The sequence below is a fragment of the Agromyces arachidis genome (assembly GCF_052805135.1).
The window spans coordinates 269,625-288,896 of record NZ_JBRBDK010000005.1 but is presented as its reverse complement, the minus strand read 5'-3'; the positions used below and the strand labels follow the sequence as shown (position 1 = coordinate 288,896).

The window sequence follows — 19,272 nt, the reverse complement described above, 5'->3', positions numbered from 1 at the left end:
GTCGGCGGTGCCTTTTTGTTTGATGAGTATGGAGTAAAGGCGAGGGGGGGGGGGGAGGGTGGGGGGTCTCTCTTATTTTTGTGGGGGGGGGGGGGGGGCTGTCCCCCCCCCCCCCCCCCTGGGCCCGGTGTCCCGGTGCGGCCGCACGTTCAGTGTGCGCGCGGCCGCACCGGATGGGAAGGATCAGCCGTTGAGGATGTCCTCGATCTTCTGGTCGGCCTCCTCGGCGAGCGCCTGGACGTCGCCGCCCTGCGCGATCTTCACGAAGAGGTCCTGCAGGATGCCGGCCGCCTCGACGTCGGCCCACTTGGGCGAGGCCGGGGTGAGCTTGGCGTTGCCCGCGGCGGCGGCGATCGCCTGCGCGACGTCGTCGGTGCCGAGGGTGTCGGCGAGCGAGAGCTTGGCCGGCACGAGGCCGTTCTCGCCGTAGATGGTCTGGAACTCGTCCGAGAGGATGATCTCGAGCGCGTCGAGCGCGAGCTCGGGGTGCTTCGAGTTCGCCGAGATGCCGATGTTCGAGCCGCCCGCGAACACCTGGGCCGCGTCGCCGTCGGCGCCCGGGAGGGCGTAGACGCCGAGGTTGGCCTCCTCATCGGGGCAGCCCGGCGTCTCGGCGTCGGCCGGCGCGAGGATCGACCACTTGACCCAGCTCGGTGCCGAGAGCTGCAGCGTGGTGCCGTCGCAGTAGCCGACCTGGGGGTTGGTCTCGTTGCCGTCCTTCGGCGCCAGCGACGCCGCCGTCATGACCTGCTGGACCTGCTCGAGGCCGGCGACGGACTCGGCGCTCGAGAGCTGCGCGTCCCACTCCTCGCCGTCAGGCACGGCGACCTCGCCGCCGTTCTCCCAGATGTACGGGAGGGCGTTGTACCAGTCCTGCCCGGGCCACCAGATGCCCGACTTGCCCGGGTTCGCCGCGGCGAGCGCCTCGCCGTTGGCGACGTACTCGTCGAGCGTGGTCGGCACCTCGAGCCCGGCGGCCTCGAGGGCGTCCTTCTTGTAGAACACCAGGCGCGCGCCGGAGTACAGCGGGGCGGCGTAGAACTTGTCGTCGTACGAGCCCGCCTCGACGAAGCCGGGGAGGAGGTCGTCGCCGCCGAGCTCGTCGTAGTGCTCGGTCAGGTCCATGAACGCGCCCGCCGACGTGAACGCCGAGGCCTGGGTGTTGCCGACCTCGACGATGTCCGGGCTGTCGGAGCCGGAGAGGCTCGTGGTGAGCCGGTCGACGAGGCCGTCCCACGACTGCTCCTCGATGACCAGCGTGGAGCCCGGGTGCTCCTCCTCGAACGTCTCGACCAGGTACTCGCGCGCGGCGTCGGGCGTGTCGGTGCCGACGAGCCAGACGCGGATCTCGGCGCCCTCGTCGGAAGCGGCGTCGCTTCCGGAGGTGGCGCAACCGGCGAGGGTGAGCGCAGCAGCGGCGCCGAGCGCCACGATGCCGAGTTTCCTCATTGCAGGGTTCCTTTCGGTGGGGAGGGGATGGAAGCGGGGCGCTGCCACCCGTGGTGCGGGGCGGGTCTCTACGAGACCCCGAGCTGTCCGGACAGGACCATGACGGCCGCGCCGCGCAGGACGATGTCCTGCCCGTGCGCGGTCATGCGGAGCCTCAGTTCCCGGTGGTGTTCCGTCATCGTCCGGTTCCGGACCGTCTCTGCGGCCGCCTCGAGCAGCGGGCCGTCGAGCAGTTCCGCCGGTCCGCTGAGCACGACCTCGGAGAGGTTCAGCGCACCGACGACGGGGGCGAGCACGATGCCGAGGCGCCGGCCCGCTTCCCGCAGGGTCTCTTCGCGAGCGGATGCCGCGGCATCCGCGTCGCCGAGCCGCTCGAGCTCGGCGGTGAGCCGGGGCACGGCGAGCCAGGCCTCGAGGCAGCCGTCCTTGCCGCAGGCGCAGCGCGGACCGCCGTCGGTGCCGACCACGACGTGGCCGATCTCGCCCGCGGCGCTGCCGGTGCCGAGCACCGGGCGTCCGCCGACGATGAGGCCGGCGCCGACGCCGTGGCCGACCTTCACGAGGATGAGGTCGCCGGGCGCCGACGCGTGCTCGGCGAGCACCGCGACGTTCGCGTCGTTGGCGACGTGCACGGGCAGGTGGAAGGCCGCCTGCAGCCGCTCCTGGAGCGGGAGGTCGGTCCAGCCGAGGTTCGGAGCGGAGTGGACGACGCCGTTCGGGCCGACGACGCCGGGCGATCCGACGCCGATGCCGAGCACCGGGGCGGTGGTGAGGGCGAGCAGGCCGTCGAGGAGCTCGGCGACGAGGTCGACCGCCCGCTCCCCCGCGGCGCCGTCGAGGGCGACCTCGGCGCGGGCGACCGTCGTGCCGTCGAGGTCGAGGACGGCGCCGCGGAACCGCGTGTGCTCGGAGAGGTCGAGGGCGACCACGTGGTGGCCGGCGCGGTCGATGTCGATGAGCGTCGCGGGCTTGCCGGGGCGGGCGTCCTCGCGCTGGCCCAGCTCGACCACGAGCCCCTCGCCGATCAGTTCGGCGACGAGGTCGGAGACGGTGACGCGCGTGAGGCCCGTCTCGCGAGCGACGTCCGCCCGGCTCTGCGCGCCCAGGGTGTAGAGCGTCTGCAGGACCAGGGAGCGGTTGTGGCTCCGGGCGTGCTCGGGGAGCACCTTGCCCGACGTGCGGAGGGCGCGCCCCGCGAAGAGGTGGCCCGGGGCCGCAGCCGTCGCCGTCCCTGCCGGGCGCTCGCCGCCGAGTGCCATGCCTGCGGGCGCCTGCCCGGGTGCTGCTTCCGTTGCCGTCACGTTTGTTAGTAAACCTTACGAACAAACACGGCGCAAGCATTCCGCCGTTATTCGTTCAGCTTCTTTACAAACCCGTGACCTGGTGGCGCCCGGCCCGCTCGCACCGCGGCGGCGTGCCCGCTCAGCGGTGCGCGCGGTCCGAGTGCGGGGTTCCGCTCGACGCCGCGGTCGCGCCCATGCCGTCCGGTCCGCGCGCGTCCCGGCGGCCGCCGATGGCGCGGAGCGCGGCGAGGATCGCGATGAGGTCGACCACTTCCTGCAGCAGGGCGCCGACCGTGGCGGGGATGAACCCGAAGGTGGCGACGACCATGAGCGCGATGCTCACGGCGATGCCGAGCCAGATGCTCTGCAGCGCGATGCGGACCGTGTCCCGCCCGATCTCGACCGCCTTGGCGGTTCGCGAGACGTCGTCGACCAGGATCACGGCGCTCGCGGACTCGCTCGCCGCCGTCGCGCCGCGCGCGCCCATCGCGATGCCGACATCGGCCGCGGCGAGCACGGGCGCGTCGTTGACCCCGTCGCCCACCATGACGACCGGGCGCTCGGCGATGCCGGCGACCTCCGCGACCTTGTCGGCGGGCAGGCACTCGGCGTGCACGCGCTCGATCCCGAGTTCGGCGGCGATGTGGTCGGCGGTCGCCTGCGCGTCGCCGGTGAGCATCATGGTGTGGTGCACGCCGAGCTCGTCGAGTCGGGCGAGCGTCGCTGCGGCGTCGTCGCGCAACCGGTCGCGCGCGAGCAGCGCGCCGGCGTAGGCGCCGTCCACGGCGACGTAGACGGCGAGTTCGCCGGGTGCGATCTCCGTTCGCCGAGCGCCCGGTGCGTGCTCGGCGACGAACGCGTACTTGCCGACGACGACCTCGCGGCCGTCGATGCGCGCGACGACGCCGTTCGTGGCCGCCTCGCGCGCGGTCGCGGCCTCGCGTGGCCGGATGCCGCGCTCGGACGCGGCATCGATCATCGACGCCGCGAGGACATGCGACGAGTACTGCTCGGCCGAGGCGACGAGTCCCAGCAGCTCGTCCTCGCCGTAGCCCGCCTCGGGCCGGACGGCCACGAGCTCGGGCGAGCCGTGCGTCAGCGTCCCGGTCTTGTCGAACACCGCCGTCCGGGCGCGCGCGAGCAGTTCGAGCACGCCGCCGCCCTTCACGATCACCCCGTTGCGTGCGGCGCGACTCATGCCGCCGATGAAGGCCACCGGCGCCGCGATGAGCAGCGGACAGGGCGTGGCCAGCACGAGCACCTCGGCGAAGCGCACCGGGTCGCCGGAGATCCACCAGGCAGCCCCCGCGAGCAGGAGCGAGAAGACCGTGAAGGGCACCGCGTACCGATCCGCCAGCCGCACCACGGGCGCCTTGCTCGCCGCGGCCTCCGCGACGAGCGCGACGATCTGCTGGTACTGGCTGTCGGCCGCGCGGGCGGTCGCGACGATCTCGACGGCGGCCGGGCCGTTCACCGACCCGGAGAGCAGCGGGTCCCCTGAGTGCTTCTCGACGGGGATGCTCTCGCCCGTGATCGAGGACTCGTCGACGGACGCCTCCTCTGAGCGCAGCGTGCCGTCGACGGGCACGATCTCGCTCGGCCGCACGAGCAGCACGTCGCCGGGCTCCACCGCGTCGACCGGCACGTCGACGAAGTGGTCGTCGACCACGCGGTGCGCGCGTTGCGGCGCACGCGTGAGCAGCGCGTCGAGTTCGCGCTTGGCGCGCCGGTTCGCGTAGTCCTCGAGTGCCTCGCCGCCGGTGAGCATGAGCACGACGATCAGGGCGGCGACGTACTCCCCCACCGCGACCGTGGCGACGATGGCGGTGACCGCCAGGATGTCGAGCCCGAAGTGCCCGCGCAGGATGTCGCGCACCATGCCGACGGCCTGCCAGGCCGCGACGCCCAGCGCGTAGACGCCGAACACCCAGGCGACGAGCCACCCCTGGCCCGAGAGCGCCAGCACGATGCCGACGAGCCCGATCGCGATCGTCAGCGAGACCGCCGGGTAGCGCCGGATGAGACGGATGCCGCGGGCCATGCCTCCATCCTCGCCGATGCGACGCGAGCCGTCACCGCGGTGGTCCCGGAAACGGCGAAGGGCCGGATGCCATGCGGCATCCGGCCCTTCGGACGGTTCGAGCGCGGCGGCTCAGGCGGCCAGGCGCGCCTTGAGGTTCGCGTCGATCGTGTCGAGGAACTGCTCGGTCGTCTGGAACTCCTGGTCGGGGCCGACGAGGAGTGCGAGGTCCTTCGTCATGGCGCCGGACTCGACGGTCTTGATGACGACGTCCTCGAGCGTGTGCGAGAAGTCGATGAGCTCCTGGTTGCCGTCGAGCTTGCCGCGGTGCGCGAGGCCACGCGTCCAGGCGAAGATCGAGGCGATCGGGTTCGTCGAGGTGGGCTTGCCCTGCTGGTGCTGGCGGTAGTGGCGCGTGACCGTGCCGTGCGCCGCCTCGGCCTCGACGATGCGGCCGTCGGGCGTCGTGAGCACCGAGGTCATCAGGCCGAGCGAGCCGAAGCCCTGCGCGACCGTGTCGGACTGCACGTCGCCGTCGTAGTTCTTGCAGGCCCAGACGTAGCCGCCCTCCCACTTGAGCGAGGCCGCGACCATGTCGTCGATCAGGCGGTGCTCGTAGGTGATGCCGGCGGCGTCGAACTTCTCCTTGAACTCGGTGTCGAACACCTCCTGGAAGATGTCCTTGAAGCGGCCGTCGTAGGCCTTCAGGATCGTGTTCTTCGTCGAGAGGTACACCGGGTAGTTGCGGGCGAGGCCGTAGTTGAGCGAGGCGCGCGCGAAGTCGCGGATCGACGCGTCGAGGTTGTACATGCCCATCGCGATGCCGGAGCCCGGGGCCTGGAAGACCTCGAACTGCTGCGGCTCCGAGCCGTCCTGCGGGGTGAAGGTCATCGTGAGCGTGCCGGGGCCGTCGAACTTGAAGTCGGTGGCGCGGTACTGGTCGCCGAACGCGTGGCGGCCGACGATGATCGGCTTGTTCCAGCCGGGCACGAGGCGCGGGATGTTCGAGATGATGATCGGCTCGCGGAAGATCACGCCGCCGAGGATGTTGCGGATGGTGCCGTTCGGCGACCGCCACATCTTCTTCAGGCCGAACTCCTCGACGCGCGCCTCGTCGGGCGTGATCGTCGCGCACTTGACGCCGACGCCGTGCTTCTTGATCGCGTTGGCGGCGTCGACGGTGATCTGGTCGTCGGTCTCGTCGCGCTTCTGGATCGAGAGGTCGTAGTACTCGAGGTCGACGTCGAGGTACGGGTGGATGAGCTGGTCCTTGATGGCCTGCCAGATGATGCGGGTCATCTCGTCGCCGTCGAGTTCGACGACGGTTCCTTCGACCTTGATCTTCTTCAAGGGGCGGTCTCCTTGGGATCTCGTGGGATTGCTGGAAAAGCGAGGAAGTCTCGGGGGTGTCCGACACGCCGTCTGCCAGCTTAGCGCGTCGCGGGAATATCTCGACATCGAGAGAACGGTTCGCCTTCCCGGCGCGCCGATCGACGGGTTAGGCTGCCTTGCATGGCTGAGCTGCGACTCGAAGAACTGAACGCGACGAACGTGGTTGCCGCGAACAACCTGTCGCTGAAGCCGGGGCAGGAGCAGTTCATCGCCCCCGTGACCTACGCCGCCGAGCAGGCGGTCGTGAACCCCGCGACGGCCTGGCAGCGGGTCGCGCTGAACGACGACAAGGTGCTCGGCTTCATCCACGGCAACTTCGACCCCGACAACGAGCACGAGGAGTTCCGGGCCTGCATCTGGCGCATCAACGTCGACGCCGAGGCGCAGGGCAAGGGCGTCGGCCGGTTCCTCGCGCACGCCCTCGCAGAAGAGGCGAAGCGCCGCGGATTCGACCGGATCACCGTGCTCTGGGAGCCCGGAGCAGAGGGGCCCGGCGAGTTCTTCCACCGCATCGGATTCCACGACATCGGCGAGACGCAGTACGGCGACGTGATCGGCGCGCTCGAGCTCGCGAGCTGACCGGGCGACCGGCCCGGGGGGCCGAGCGGATGCCGCGGGCCGACGGCTTCGTCGAGGCCGTGCTCGCCGTCGTCGAGGACATCCCGCCGGGGCGGGTCATGACCTACGGCGACGTCGCGGCGACCCTCGGCTCTCGTGGTGCGCGGGCCGTCGGGCAGGTCATGGCCCGGTACGGCCATGCCGTGCCCTGGTGGCGCGTGGTCCGCGCCGGGGGCCGGCCTCCGGCCGGCCACGCCGATGCGGCGCGGGGCCACTACGACGCCGAGGGCGTCCCGCTGCGCCCCGCCTCGGACGACGACGGGTACCGCATCGACCTGGCGGCCTGCCGCTGGGACGGATGACGGTGCCGCGTCACCCGTCGAGCGGCGTTCCGATCCCGCCGGCCGGGACGCCCGCCGCGCCGGGCACGTCGGCCTGCCGCTCGACCGGCTCGACCGCGACGAGCAGGGCCGACCCCGAGGCGGCGGCACCCTCCGTGGCCGGGGCGTGCAGCGGCATCCGCACCGTGACCGTCGTCCCCGACCCGGGCGGGCTCACCAGTTCGAGCGTTCCGCCGACCGCCTCGATCCGGTCCGCGATCCCGAGCACGCCGGACCCATGGTCGAGCGACGCACCGCCGACCCCGTTGTCCCGGACCTCGATGGCGACCTCGTCGTCCTCGATGCGCGCGCGCACCCAGGCGCGCGTCGCCTGCGAGTGCTTCGCGATGTTGGCCAGCGACTCGGCGATGGCGAAGTAGGCGGTCGACTCGACGAGCTCCGGCAACGCCCCGTCGGCCTGCACGTCGACCTCGACCGGCACCGGGCACCGCCCCGCGAGCTCGGGCACCGCGAGCGCGAGCCCGCCTTGCGAGAGGAGGCTCGGGTGGATGCCGTGGGCGAGTTCCCGCAGCTCCTTCAGGCCCTGGTTGAGCGTCGCGATGGCCCCCTCGAGGTCCTCGGCGAGCGCGTCCTGGCCGGAGGCGCGGGCGGTGTTGGCCGCGAGCCGGAGCCGCATCCCGAGCGAGACGAGCTGCTGCTGGGCGCCGTCGTGCAGGTCGCGTTCGATGCGCCGCCGCGCCTCGTCGCCGGCCTCGACGATGCGCTGGCGCGACTGGCGCACCTGGTCGAGGGTGCGCTCCAGGTCGGAGCGGAGGCGGCCGTTGTCGACCGAGAGCCGCAGTGCGCTCGAGACCCCGTCGAGCAGGCGCATGTTGTCGGTGAGCACCTTGTCGTGGCGGATCAGCGCGATCGGCAGCCCCGACGGCGAGGCCACCGGCAGGATGCTGTGGCCGCGGCCCTCCTCCTGCGAGTCGATGAGGTGCCCGGCGGCGTCGACGTAGCGCCCGCGCTCCTCGTCCCACCAGAAGACCCGCACGCTCTCGTCGCGGAGGGTCCGCGCGAGCGATTCGGCCCAGAGCGCACGGTCGGCGCCCTCGCGGGTGATCCGCATCAGGTCGGCGACTCGGGCCCGCATGTTCCGGGTGTGCGAGATGCCCGCGACGAAGGTGACAGGCACGGCCGCCATGGCCAGGAGGGCCACCGTGTCGATGACCATCCCCGTCGAGGTCGCGGTGATGTAGCCGGTCGCCTGCACGGCGATCGCGACCGCCCAGGCCAGCAGCGAGATCGGCATGAGGAACGCGATCGTGCGAGCCGGAACGCTGCCGCGGACCCAGCGGACGAGGAGGCGTCCGGCGATGAGCAGTGCGAGCCCGACGCCGACGACCCGGTAGCCGTAGTCGAGCACGGCGAAGAGCACGGGCGCGTCGGCGACGCGGTAGGCGTTGGGCGCGCAATCGCACGGCACGGCCTCCGGCCCGGCGAGGGCGAGCACGGCCACCAGGTTGACCACCGATGCGCCGACCGCCGTCCGCGCGATCACCCGGTCGAGCCGGTCGCCGAGCCAGCCCCGGGGGTAGACGAGCACGAGCAGGCCGGACACGACGGCCCAGACCAGGTCGATGCCGCGGACGAAGGGCCAGAGCCATCCCATGTCGCCGATGACCGCGTAGATCGACTGCGGGATCCAGAGGAACACGAACAGCACCATCAGGCGCGCCGGCACGTCGTTCGGCCCGATGGACCAGGCGATCGCCGCGCACGCCGCGAACACGATGGGCACCGTGGCGTGCACCGTGACGTAGGCGACCTCCTTCTGCTCCGCGACCGGCGTCGCGAGGAAGCCGGCGACCTCCATCCACAGGCTGAAGGCGACGGCGACGATGAGGACCGCGGCGCGGATCGCGATGCGGCGGCGACGCTCCTGCACGCTCACCGCGGGGTCCTAGCGTTCGCCGAGGAGCGTCAGCACCGCGAGCACGCGGCGGTGGTGCTCGGGCGACTCCTCGAGGTCGAGCTTCTGCAGGATGCTGCGCACGTGCGTCTCCACGGTCTTCAGCCCCAGGAACAGCGTCTGGGCGATGCCGCCGTTGGAGTACCCCTGCGCCATGAGCTCGAGCACCGACCGCTCGCGCTCGGTGAGACGCGCCAGCGGATCGTCGGCGCGGGTGCGCTTGACCAGCTGCTCGACCACCTCGGGGTCGACCACCGAGCCGCCCGAGGCGACCGTCTGCACGGCGCGCACCAGGGTCTGCGGTTCGGAGACGCGCTCCTTCAGCAGGTAGCCCGTGCCGCTGCCGGCGCCCATGACCCTGAGCGCGTACTCGGGGGTGGCGTACATCGACAAGAGGAGCACGCCCAGGTCGTCGCCGCGTTGCCGGATGTGCTCGAGCGCGACGATGCCCTCGTCGCGGTGCGTGGGCGGCATGCGGATGTCGAGGATCGCCGCATCGAGGTGGTCCCGGTCGAGGACCTCGAGCAGTTCGTCGGCCGTGCCGACCGAGGCGACGACCTCGATGCCGCCGCCCTCGAGGACCTTGGCGATCCCTTCGCGCAGGAGCAACGCATCGTCTGCGATCGCCACTCGCAGGCGTGCCTGCTCACCGGACTGCTCCAATGCCACCCTCCAGTCGAAGGCGTGCGTCAGTCGTCGACGTCCATGCGCCGCCCATCGTGAGGCTACCGCGTTCGGAGGGGGACCGGGGCATCCCCGTTGTGGGGGTATTCCGACACGACCCGCCCGCGGGCATGCGGCGGCGCCGGGCGGCATGCCACGCTGGGATCGCCGCGCCCCCTGACGACCGCGCGGACGACGAGGCGCCCCGGGCGCCCGGACACCCGAGGAGCGCCATGCAGCCGAACGATCCCGCCCAGGTCACCGATGCGGATCGCCGCGTCCGGCTCGTCCCCGTGCCGGCGGGATCCACCGTCGAGGCGATGGCGGCCGCCCGTCACGCGTCCCCCTCCTTCAACCGGACGTTGCGGATCGCACTCGCGATGCGCGGTGGAGTGAGCCTCGCGGTGTGGATCGGCGGCGCCGTCGCCGAGCTCGACCTCATCCGTCGCATCCGCCTCCACGACCAGGACGGCGAGACCCTCGCGTTCGTGCCCGAACCCGCCGGACGGCCGCTCACCCCGCCCGTCCTGGCCCGCCTCCAGGCGTACGCCGAGATGCTCGACGCGGCCGGCTACGACCGCGTGGAATTCGACCTGCTGGCCGGGGCGAGCGCCGGCGGATTGAACGCCGTGGTCTACGCCGTCGCGCAGCGCGCCGGCACCGGACTCGATCGCCTGCTCGAGACCTGGGGCGAGGTCGGCGGCTTCTGGGGCCTGCTGCACCCCCCGGGCGCCCGCAGCATCGTCGCGCTCATGCAGGGCGACGGCTACTTCCGACCGGAGGTGCTGCGCGCCCTGACCGACTTCTACGAGACCGGCGAGCGCCACGACGACCTCGTCGCCGACTTCGTGAGCGTCGACCTGTCCGCCACCGTGATCGACGGCGACGACGAGTACGAGGAGGACGCCAACGAGGGACGCGGGCACTTCCGCTTCATCGGCAGCGACGAGCACCTGCTCGACAACCGGATCCCCCGCCGCGACGACGGGAACGACCGCACGCGCGACCTCGACGACCGGGCGAGCCTCGAGCGACTCGCGCTCGCGGCCCGCTCCACCTCGTCCCTCGCGGGCGGATTCGAACCGGCCCACATCGACTCCTCGAACGGCGCCGCCGGCGAACCCGAGACCGCGGCCGACCGCGGGATGCGCTTCGCGTTCGCCGCCCACCGCGAGGAGCCGGGGACCCCCTACCGCATCGTCGACGGGGCGGTCTTCGACAACGTGCCCATCGAGCGGGCGCTGCGATCGGCCCGGACGCGACTCTCCCGCCGACGCGCCGACCGGGTCATGCTCTTCCTCGACCCCGAGCCGGACCCGCCCGTCGGCGGGGCGACCAAGTGGGACGCCGACGCCTCGCGCTTCTTCCGCACGCTGCGGGCCATGGTGTCCAAGCAGATGCGCAGCGAGTCGGTGGCCCGCGAGGTGGCCGAGCTCGAGCGGTTCAACGGCGAACGGCTCGTGGCCGCGGCTCGGCTCGCCGAGGCCGCACCGCTCGTGGCGAGCGCGCCCTGGACGTCGGAGGCCGTCCAGGCGCGTCGCGTCGCCTACGTGCGCGCCCTCGCCGCGGACCTCGCCGACCACCTCTCCGAGACGATCTCGGCGCCGAGCCTCTGGCAACTGAACTCGTCGCTGTCCACGCGCCGTCGCTACCGCCCGATCCCCCGGCATCGCCTCGTCGCCCTGGGGCCGGTGCTCGACCGGCGCTTCGCCGCGCTCGGGGTCGCGGACACGGCGAGGGTCGCGAAGTCGCCGCTCGCCCTCGCCGATGCCGCCAATTGCGTGCTCGGCTGGACGAGAGCGCTCGAGACGATGCACGAGCGCGAAGGTGCACGTCAGGCCATCCGGCTCGGCGAGGTGCGGGACACCGCCTACGCCGTGCTGCGGGTCGCGACCGAGTGGCGCGACGAACTCACGGCGCGCGTGCTCGACCTCACCGATCGGGCCGCGGCCGGCGGCGGCACGCCGACCACCGCCGAGATCGACGGCTGGGTCGACGCGTGGCTCACGTCGTCCGGGCGCCTCCCGACCTTCGAGGAGTGGACCAAGCTCGACAACGCGGTCGCCCGCCTCCGCATCACCAGCGTCGGCATCGAGCGCGAGGCCGCGGCCGGGCGCCGGACCATGTCGACGACCTGGGCAGACTCGGCGTGGCGCCCGCTCGTCGCGATCACGTCGCTGGCTGCGGTCGACCTTCCGCCGCTCTACCACGCCGCAGGCATCCCCGCGGCGCTCTCGCACGTGCGGTACTGGGCGATCGGGGTCGACGAGGAGCCCGACTCCCCCGCCGAATTCGGCGCGCTCATGGCCGATCGTCGGTACGCCGTCCTCGGCCGCGCGCTCCGGTCGCCCGGGCTGGGCGTGGACGAGGTGGCCGATGCGGTCAGGTTCGCGGCGGAGCATCCCGTCGTCGACCGCGGGGCCAAGCTCGCCGGCTACGGGTTCGGCAACTTCTACGGCTTCCTGGCGAAGGAGTGGCGCGTCAACGACTGGTGGTGGGGCCGGCTCGACGCCGCCGCCGGACTCGCGCGCTTCTTCACGTCGCTGACCCCGGAGCGCGTTCGAACGGATGCGGCAGTCCGCCTGCTGCAGGACGCGGTGCTCGCCGAGGCCGACGATCCCCGCCACGTCGAGACCGGCCTCTCCCCGCTGGAGCCCCGACCCGGAGCACGGCCCGAGGCCGCGTCGCCCGAGAGCCGGGCCGCCGCGGCATCCCACGACGTGGAGGGCACGACGGCGCTCGCCGATGCCGCCACCGCGGCGACCGACGCCGCCGAGCGCCGCGCGCGCCTGCGCGCCGGCACCGACTCCGTGGTGAACCTCACGCCGTCGTACCGCTTCGCGATCGCCTCGCGGGCCGTGCGGCTGCTGGTCCGCGTGCTCGTCCAGCCCGTCGGCACGCCCATGCGGATCGCCGCGCAGGCGATCCTCGCCCTCCTCCGCCCGCTGCTCGTCGCGGTCCCGGCGATCGCGGACCCGCCACGGCTCGCGCTCATCGCGGGTTTCGTCGCGGCCGCGGTCTGGCCGCTCACCTGGCAGCCGCTCGGCGACCTGCCGCCCGGGTGGTCGGTCGTGGTCGCCGTGCTGGCGATCGCGGCCGCGATCGCCATCTGGGCGGCGGTCGTCGGCGTCCAACGCCGCTGGCACGCGGTCGCCGTGGAACTCGGGGGCGCGCTCGGCCGCGAGGCCGAGCAGGCCCGCGTCGCAGCCCGGGGCCGCGCCTACGTCATGGCGGGCGTCGCCACCGCGAGCCTGGTCCCGCTCGTCATCGCGTTCCTGCAATGGAACTTCCTGCTCATGGTGCTCGGCATCGGGGTCACGGTCGTGCTCGGCGTCATCGCCCGTCGCCTGGCCTCGGCCTCCCGGCGCGCCGCCGTACCAGGCCGCGACCGTCGCACCATCACGATGCTCGTCGTCTTCGGCGTGCTGGGCGGCCTGCTGCCGCTCGCGCAGCTCTGGCTGGACGCGGTCGGCGAGCTTCCGCCGTTGCTGGCCCCGTCCGGCCTGCTGAACCTCGCCGTGCTGAGCGCCGGCGCGGTCGCCGTGACGATCGCGCTCACCGTCGACTGGCTCCGGATCGGCGCGGACCGGGCGCAGGTCGCCGCGACCCGGGGCGTCAACTGGATCACGGTCACCCTGGCCTCCGTCGGCATCGCCGCGGTCGCCGCCTGGATCGCCGACGACTTCGCCACGGCGGGCATCGCGCCGCTGCTCGCCGACACCGTGACCGCCGGGGTGTTCCTCGTGGTCTGGGCCTTCCTGCTCTGGGTCATGCCCGAGTGGGTGCGCGACGTGCCGCCCATCGCGGACGAGGTGCAGCGGGCTCCGCTCGGGTAGCCGAACGCGGATCTCAGGGGTCGCCCCGAACGGTTCGAGGGGTGCATCCGGATTCCGGGCGCGCGACGCGCTGCCACGCTCGGAGCATGTCGCACGGCACTGGCGGACCTCGCACGCGGCGCAGCCGCGTCGCGACGTGGGTCGCGCGGTACCTGCCGCTCGAGGTGCTCGGCACCGTCACCGCCGTGGCCGGGTCGTGGGCGGCGTACGAGGCGAGCGGATCGATCGTCGTCGCCGCGATCGCCGGCACCGTCGCGGAGGGCGTCGGCTACTACGCGCTCGTCGTCATCCGCGGGATCCGGGACCATCTCGCATCGCGCCGCGTCTCCCGGCTCGCGCACCCGGCCGCCCGCGCCGGGCTCGCGTGCGCGCTGACCGCGCGCGGCATGATCGCCGAGTTCGGACCGGCCGAGGTGCTCGACACCCTCCTGGTGCGGCCGGCGCTCCTGGTCGCCGCGGCCGCCTGGCTCGGGCCGGACCCGATGGCCTGGCTCGCCGGCAAGCTGGCCGCCGACGCGGTGTTCTACGCCGTGACGATCGCGTCGTTCGAGCTCGGCCGCCGCATCATCCTGCCGGACGGCCGATCGGGCCTCCACGGCGCTGCGGGCGGACCGAAGACGGCGCCCGCCGGCCCGAGCCCGGCGGTGGTCCCATGAGCCTGCTCACCCGCACCGGCCCGCGCCCGGTCGTGCCCGCCGCCGCACCCGGCCGGCCGCGCACCGCGCCGCGACTGCGCCACGGTGCCGACGCCGTCGCGGCCGACCCCGACCTGCCGCACCGCGAACGCGTCCGCCGCGAGCTCGCGGCCGATGCGCAGCGCATCGGCCTCGGCGCGCTGGTCCGCCGGCACGGGTCGCCGCTGCTCCTGCTCGACCTCGACCGCGTCGCCGGGCAGCTGCGGGAACTCCGACGCGAACTGCCCGACGTCGGCATCCACTTCGCCACCAAGTCGCTCCCGCACCCCGCCGTCATCGACGCGGTCCACGCTGCCGGCGCCTCGTTCGAGGTCGCCTCGCGCGGCGAGGTCGACCTGCTCGAGCGACGCGGGGTCCCGCTCGCCCGATGCCTGCACACGCATCCGGTGAAGACCGTCGCCGACGTGACCAGCGCCTACCTCCGCGGCATCCGCACCTTCGTGGTCGACAGCCCCTCCGAGATCGGCAAGTTCGCGGGCCTGCCCTGCTGCGAGGTGGGAGTGCTCGTCCGGCTGTCCTTCCCGAACCCGGCGGCGAAGTCCGACCTCTCGTCGAAGTTCGGCGTGGCGCCCGAGGACGCGCCGGCACTCGTCGAGCGGTGCCTCGCCGCTCGCCTGCCGGTGCGGGGGTTCACGTTCCACGTCGGCAGCCAGACCACCTCGGCCGAGCCCTGGCTGCGGGCGATCGCGACCTCGCTCCGCCTGATGCGGGAGCTCGAGGCGCGCCACGGCATCCGCTTCGAACTGCTCGACCTCGGCGGGGGCTTCCCGGTCGCCTACGACGAGCCCGTGCCGTCGCTCGGCGTGCTCGCCCGCGGCATCCGCACGGCCCTGGCCGCCGTGCCCCCGCACGTGCGCGTGGTCGCCGAACCCGGGCGCTTCGTCGCCGCCCCCGCCATGACGCTCGTCTCACGGGTGATCGGCACCGCCGATCGCGCCGACGGACGATGGCACCACCTCGACGAGGGCGTCTACGGCGCCTACTCGAACATCATCGCGGAGGACGTGCATGCGCCCGTGTTCGCCGCGACCGAGCTGGGCCTGCCGCCCGCCGGCGACGCCGCGGACGATCGCGCGGCGCGGCGGGTGGTGACGCGCACGCGCGTCCCGGTGACGCTCGCCGGCCCGACGTGCGACAGCGTCGACGTGGTCGCCCGGCACCTGCCGCTTCCGCCGCTCGCCGACGGCGACCTGCTGGTCTCGCCGATGATGGGCGCGTACACCTGGGCGACCGCGACCGGCTTCAACGGCATCGCGCCGACCCGCGTCGTCGTCCTCCCCCGCGCGTGACGCCGTGGCGGGCGGATGCCGCGGGCCGGGCCCGCGGCATCCGCCGCCCGTCAGACGAGCGAGTCGCGCCAGGCGGTGTGCAGCGCGGCGAACCTGCCCTCGCCGGCGACGAGCTCGGCGGGCGAGCCGTCCTCGACGATCCGGCCGTGCTCCATCACCAGCACGCGGTCGGCGATCGCGACCGTCGACAGGCGGTGCGCGATGATGATCGCCGTCCGGTCGGCGAGGAGCGTCTGCAGTCCCTGCTGGACCGCACGCTCCGACGGGATGTCGAGCGAGGACGTCGCCTCGTCGAGGATCAGCACCGCAGGGTCGGCGAGGAACGCCCGCGCGAACGAGATGAGCTGCCGCTGGCCGGCCGACACCCGCCCGCCGCGCTTGTTGACGTCGGTGTCGTACCCGTTCGGCAGTCCCTCGATGAACTCGTGGGCGCCGACCGCCCGGGCGGCGGCGACGATCTCGGCCGCGGTCGCATCGGGCTTCCCGAGCCGGATGTTGTCGGCCACGGAGCCCGAGAACAGGTAGGCCTCCTGCGTGACCATCACGATCGCGCGTCGCAGGTCCTTCGGGTGCAGGCGCCGCAGGTCGACGCCGTCGAGCTCGACCACCCCGTCGCTCGGGTCGTAGAACCGCGCGACGAGCTTGGCGAGCGTCGACTTGCCCGCCCCCGTCGAGCCGACGAGCGCCACCGTGCTGCCGGCGGGGATGTCGAGGTCGAACCTCGGCAGCACCACCCGCTCGGGCGTGTAGGCGAACTCCACGCCCTCGAACCGGACCCGCCCGTCGGCCTGCCAGAGGTCGACCGGATCGCGCGGATCGGGCACGCTCGGGTCCTCCTCGAGCACGCCGGAGATCTTCTCGAGGGCCGACGACGCCGACTGGTAGCCGTTGTAGAACACCGCCATGTCCTCGAGCGGGTCGAAGAAGCGGCGCGTGTACAGCAGTGCCGCGAGCAGCACGCCGATCTCGAGTTGCCCGTCGATGACCCGGAGGCCGCCGACGAGCAGCACGATCGCCACCGCCACGTTGCCGATCAGGATCAGCCCGGGGTCGTAGATCCCGAACAGCTGGATGACGCGCGCGTTGACCTGCCGGTAGTCCTCCACCAGGCCTCCGAACACCCGCTGGTTGCGGCGCTCGGTGCGGAACGCCTGCACGGCCCGGATCCCCGTCATCGTCTCGACGAACTGCACGATGAGGTTCGCCGAGGCCGTGCGCGAGCGGCGGAAGAGCCGCTGCGACCGGCGCTGGAACCATCGGGTGAGCAGCGCGAGGGGAATGAGCGATCCGGCCAGCACCAGCCCCGACACGGGGTCGAGCAGCACCAGCGCGACCCCCGTGAACCCCATGTAGAGCGCGCCGCGGACGAGCGAGTTCACCCCCTCGTCGAGCAGTTCCCGGATCGCGTCGAGGTCGCTCGTCTGCCGCGAGATGATGCGACCGGACGTGTAGGACTCGTGGAACTCCAGCGAGAGCTTCTGGGTGTGCAGGAAGATCCGCGTGCGCAGGTCGATCAGCACCGCCTGGCTGATCCGTGCCGCGAGGCGGATGTACCAGGCGATGAGGAACGCCCCGACGATCCCGGTGAACAGGTAGGCGAAGCCGGCGAGGGCGGTCGGCATCCACTCGCCGCGCACGAGCGCCGGCAGGCCGGTGTCGATGCCGTACGCGATCAGCGCGGGACCGGCCACCTGCGCGAGCGTGGACACGAGGACCACCGTCATGGTGAGCCAGAGCGTGCCGCGCAGCGGCCGGAGCAGCGAGCGCAGCAGTCGCAGCGACCGGCGGCGGATGTGCGCGGACTCGGCCTTCGTGAAGTCGTGGCGTTCCTCGCCGGCGACACCGGTGACGCTCATCGGGCCACCTCCTCTCGTTCGACGGGTTCGTCTCGGGCCTCGATGCGGCCGCCCGAACCCTCGCGCCGCTCCCGTTCCTCGTCGACGAGGCTCGAGACCACGAACCGGTAGTGCTCGCTCGTCGCGAGCAGCTCGGAGTGGGTGCCGACCGCGCTGATGCGGCCGTCCTCGAGCAGCGCGACGCGGTCGGCGAGCATGACCGTCGACGGGCGGTGGGCGACGATCAGCGCGGTCGTGCCCGCGAGCACCCGCCGCAGCTCGGCCTCGACCCTCGCCTCGGTCGCGACGTCGAGTGCGGAGAGCGGGTCGTCGAGCACCAGCACCGCCGGGTCGGCCGCGACGGCGCGCGCGAGCGCGAGCCGCTGCCGCTGGCCGCCGGAGAGGCTCATCCCCTCCTCACCGACCATCGTGTCCAGTCCGTCGGGCAGGCCGTGGGCGAACCCGGCCTGCGCGATCCGGATGGCGTCGGCGAGCACGCGTTCCGCCTCGGCCGCCACGACGGGGTCGGATGCCGCGTCGCCGGTCAGGTCGGGGCGTCCGAGCAGCACGTTGTCGCGCACCGACGCCGAGAACAGCGTGGCATCCTCGAAGGCCATCGCCACGTGGCGGCGGAGCTCCTCCCGGCTGAGGGCGCGCACGTCGACGCCGTCGAGCTCGACGGCGCCCGCGGTCACGTCGTACAGGCGCGTGGCCAGGGCGGTCATCGTGGTCTTGCCCGAGCCGGTGAGCCCGACGAGCGCCATCGTCTCGCCCGGTCGCACGACGAGGTCGACCCCGTCGAGCAGGTCGCCGAAGCGCTCGGGCGAGTCCTGGTAGCGGAAGTGCACGTCCCGGAAGGCGAGCTCGCCGCGCGGCCGCCCGATCGACGCCGGCCGCTCGGCGTCGACGATGTCGTTGCGGGTGTCCATGATGTCGAAGTAGCGGTCGGTCGCCGCGCGGGCGTCGAGCGTCCACGCCAGCAGGAACCCGATCGACTCGATCGGCCAGGCGAGCACGCCCGCCGTCGCGAAGAAGGCGACCAGCTCGCCGACGGTGAGCCGGTCCTGCGCGGCGAGCCAGACGCCGAGCGCCAGGCATGCCGCGAGCGCGACCGCGGGGATCACGATGAGCCAGAACCAGATCGCCGCCTCGAGCCGGCCCTTCTCGAGCTCGGTGGAGCGGAGGGTCTCGGCGCGGGCGCGGAACGTCGTGAGCGCGTGCTTGCCGCGTCCGAACGCCTTGAGCACCCGGATGCCGTGCACGGACTCCTCGACGGCGGTCGCGAGGTCGCCCTGCTGGTCCTGGCTCCGACGCGACACCTCGGAGTACCGCCCCTCGAACCGGTAGCCGATGACCCAGAGCGGCAGGGAGCCGACGAGGAACGCCAGGCCCAGCATCCAGTTCATCGACACGAGGATGCCGATGCCGATGACGATCACCACGAGGTTCGCGGTGAGCAGGACGAGGCCGAACGACATCCATCGGCGGATCAGGTTGAGGTCGCCCATCGCCCGGGACAGCAGCTGGCCGCTGGGCCATCGATCGTGGAAGCCGACCGGCAGGTCCTGCAGCTTCGCGTAGAGCGCGTTGCGCATGGCCGCCTCGACGCGCGTGCCCGGTCGCAGCACGAACCAGCGGCGCAGCGCCACGAGCAGCGCCTCCACGATCCCGAGCGCGAGCACGAGCAGCGCCAGCGGCACGACGGATGCCGCGTCGCCGTTGCTGAGCGGGCCGTCGACGATCGCCTGCAGCACCTGCGGGATCGACAGCGCGACGAGCTGCGAGACGAGCGACGCAGCCATGCCGGCGAGCAGCCACGGCATCGCGGGCCGCGCGAACTCGCGCAGGCGCAGCAGCGCCCGCACCGTCCCGGTGCGCGTGGCGTGCGGAGGGGTGGGCTGGGAATGGGTGGCGGTCACGCCGGGTCCTTCCGGGTGCGCGACGGGTCGCCGGCGAA

The 19,272-nt window shown here is 72.9% G+C and carries 13 protein-coding genes; 5 read left to right on the top strand and 8 right to left on the bottom strand.

Features of this window, described 5'->3' with window-relative positions:
• Positions 1 to 183: 183 nt before the first annotated feature.
• The 4 genes from ACUY4T_RS09505 to ACUY4T_RS09490 form a co-directional block, all read right to left on the bottom strand.
• Complete coding sequence (locus ACUY4T_RS09505) at positions 184 to 1,449, bottom strand: extracellular solute-binding protein (protein ID WP_446018685.1); 1,266 nt, start codon at positions 1,447 to 1,449, stop codon at positions 184 to 186.
• 68 nt (positions 1,450 to 1,517) lie between these two features.
• Positions 1,518 to 2,708: an ROK family transcriptional regulator gene (locus ACUY4T_RS09500; protein ID WP_446018692.1), complete on the bottom strand. Its 1,191-nt coding sequence runs from the start codon at positions 2,706 to 2,708 to the stop codon at positions 1,518 to 1,520.
• Positions 2,709 to 2,871: 163 nt separating this feature from the next.
• Positions 2,872 to 4,773 (bottom strand): heavy metal translocating P-type ATPase, encoded by a 1,902-nt coding sequence (locus ACUY4T_RS09495; RefSeq protein ID WP_446018684.1) that lies wholly within the window; start codon positions 4,771 to 4,773, stop codon positions 2,872 to 2,874.
• Between the two features lie 111 nt (positions 4,774 to 4,884).
• On the bottom strand, positions 4,885 to 6,102 hold the full coding sequence (locus ACUY4T_RS09490) for an NADP-dependent isocitrate dehydrogenase (RefSeq protein ID WP_446018683.1): 1,218 nt from the start codon (positions 6,100 to 6,102) through the stop codon (positions 4,885 to 4,887).
• A gap of 162 nt (positions 6,103 to 6,264) precedes the next feature.
• On the opposite strand from ACUY4T_RS09490, the gene ACUY4T_RS09485 reads away from it, so the two are divergent.
• Both ACUY4T_RS09485 and ACUY4T_RS09480 read left to right on the top strand, forming a co-directional pair.
• Complete coding sequence (locus ACUY4T_RS09485; protein ID WP_446018682.1) at positions 6,265 to 6,723, top strand: GNAT family N-acetyltransferase; 459 nt, start codon at positions 6,265 to 6,267, stop codon at positions 6,721 to 6,723.
• A gap of 29 nt (positions 6,724 to 6,752) precedes the next feature.
• Positions 6,753 to 7,064 carry an MGMT family protein gene (locus tag ACUY4T_RS09480; RefSeq protein WP_446018681.1) on the top strand — a complete coding sequence of 104 codons (312 nt, stop codon included), beginning with the start codon at positions 6,753 to 6,755 and terminating at the stop codon, positions 7,062 to 7,064.
• 10 nt (positions 7,065 to 7,074) lie between these two features.
• Here ACUY4T_RS09480 and ACUY4T_RS09475 read toward each other — a convergent pair whose 3' ends face one another.
• Together ACUY4T_RS09475 and ACUY4T_RS09470 are read right to left on the bottom strand one after the other, a co-directional pair.
• Positions 7,075 to 8,979 (bottom strand): sensor histidine kinase, encoded by a 1,905-nt coding sequence (locus ACUY4T_RS09475; RefSeq protein WP_446018680.1) that lies wholly within the window; start codon positions 8,977 to 8,979, stop codon positions 7,075 to 7,077.
• Between the two features lie 9 nt (positions 8,980 to 8,988).
• The gene (locus ACUY4T_RS09470; RefSeq protein ID WP_446018679.1) at positions 8,989 to 9,627 is read right to left on the bottom strand and encodes a response regulator; all 639 of its coding nucleotides are present in this window, start codon (positions 9,625 to 9,627) and stop codon (positions 8,989 to 8,991) included.
• Positions 9,628 to 9,893: 266 nt separating this feature from the next.
• On the opposite strand from ACUY4T_RS09470, the gene ACUY4T_RS09465 reads away from it, so the two are divergent.
• The 3 genes from ACUY4T_RS09465 to ACUY4T_RS09455 all read left to right on the top strand — a co-directional run bounded on the left by ACUY4T_RS09465 (position 9,894) and on the right by ACUY4T_RS09455 (position 15,480).
• A complete protein-coding gene (locus ACUY4T_RS09465) occupies positions 9,894 to 13,496 on the top strand; it encodes a DUF3376 domain-containing protein (protein ID WP_446018678.1) in 3,603 nt (1,200 codons plus the stop codon).
• Between the two features lie 86 nt (positions 13,497 to 13,582).
• Positions 13,583 to 14,152: a hypothetical protein gene (locus tag ACUY4T_RS09460; RefSeq protein WP_446018677.1), complete on the top strand. Its 570-nt coding sequence runs from the start codon at positions 13,583 to 13,585 to the stop codon at positions 14,150 to 14,152.
• Entirely contained in the window at positions 14,149 to 15,480 is a 1,332-nt protein-coding gene (locus tag ACUY4T_RS09455) for a type III PLP-dependent enzyme (protein WP_446018676.1), read from the top strand. Before ACUY4T_RS09460 ends, ACUY4T_RS09455 begins: the two co-directional genes overlap by 4 nt.
• A 50-nt stretch (positions 15,481 to 15,530) precedes the next feature.
• On the opposite strand, the gene ACUY4T_RS09450 is transcribed toward ACUY4T_RS09455, so the two are convergent.
• Both ACUY4T_RS09450 and ACUY4T_RS09445 read right to left on the bottom strand, forming a co-directional pair.
• A complete protein-coding gene (locus ACUY4T_RS09450; protein WP_446018675.1) occupies positions 15,531 to 17,336 on the bottom strand; it encodes an ABC transporter ATP-binding protein in 1,806 nt (601 codons plus the stop codon).
• Positions 17,333 to 19,234 carry an ABC transporter ATP-binding protein gene (locus ACUY4T_RS09445; protein WP_446018674.1) on the bottom strand — a complete coding sequence of 634 codons (1,902 nt, stop codon included), beginning with the start codon at positions 19,232 to 19,234 and terminating at the stop codon, positions 17,333 to 17,335. The genes ACUY4T_RS09450 and ACUY4T_RS09445 overlap by 4 nt, the downstream gene beginning before the upstream one ends.
• Positions 19,235 to 19,272 lie beyond the last annotated feature (38 nt).

Coding starts and splice junctions, on each gene's coding strand:
- ACUY4T_RS09505 (WP_446018685.1), bottom strand. CDS start 1,449: ATGAGGAAACTCGGCATCGTGGCGCTCGGCGCCGCTGCTGCGCTCACC.
- ACUY4T_RS09500 (WP_446018692.1), bottom strand. CDS start 2,708: ATGGCACTCGGCGGCGAGCGCCCGGCAGGGACGGCGACGGCTGCGGCC.
- ACUY4T_RS09495 (WP_446018684.1), bottom strand. CDS start 4,773: ATGGCCCGCGGCATCCGTCTCATCCGGCGCTACCCGGCGGTCTCGCTG.
- ACUY4T_RS09485 (WP_446018682.1), top strand. CDS start 6,265: ATGGCTGAGCTGCGACTCGAAGAACTGAACGCGACGAACGTGGTTGCC.
- ACUY4T_RS09480 (WP_446018681.1), top strand. CDS start 6,753: ATGCCGCGGGCCGACGGCTTCGTCGAGGCCGTGCTCGCCGTCGTCGAG.
- ACUY4T_RS09465 (WP_446018678.1), top strand. CDS start 9,894: ATGCAGCCGAACGATCCCGCCCAGGTCACCGATGCGGATCGCCGCGTC.
- ACUY4T_RS09460 (WP_446018677.1), top strand. CDS start 13,583: ATGTCGCACGGCACTGGCGGACCTCGCACGCGGCGCAGCCGCGTCGCG.
- ACUY4T_RS09455 (WP_446018676.1), top strand. CDS start 14,149: ATGAGCCTGCTCACCCGCACCGGCCCGCGCCCGGTCGTGCCCGCCGCC.
- ACUY4T_RS09450 (WP_446018675.1), bottom strand. CDS start 17,336: ATGAGCGTCACCGGTGTCGCCGGCGAGGAACGCCACGACTTCACGAAG.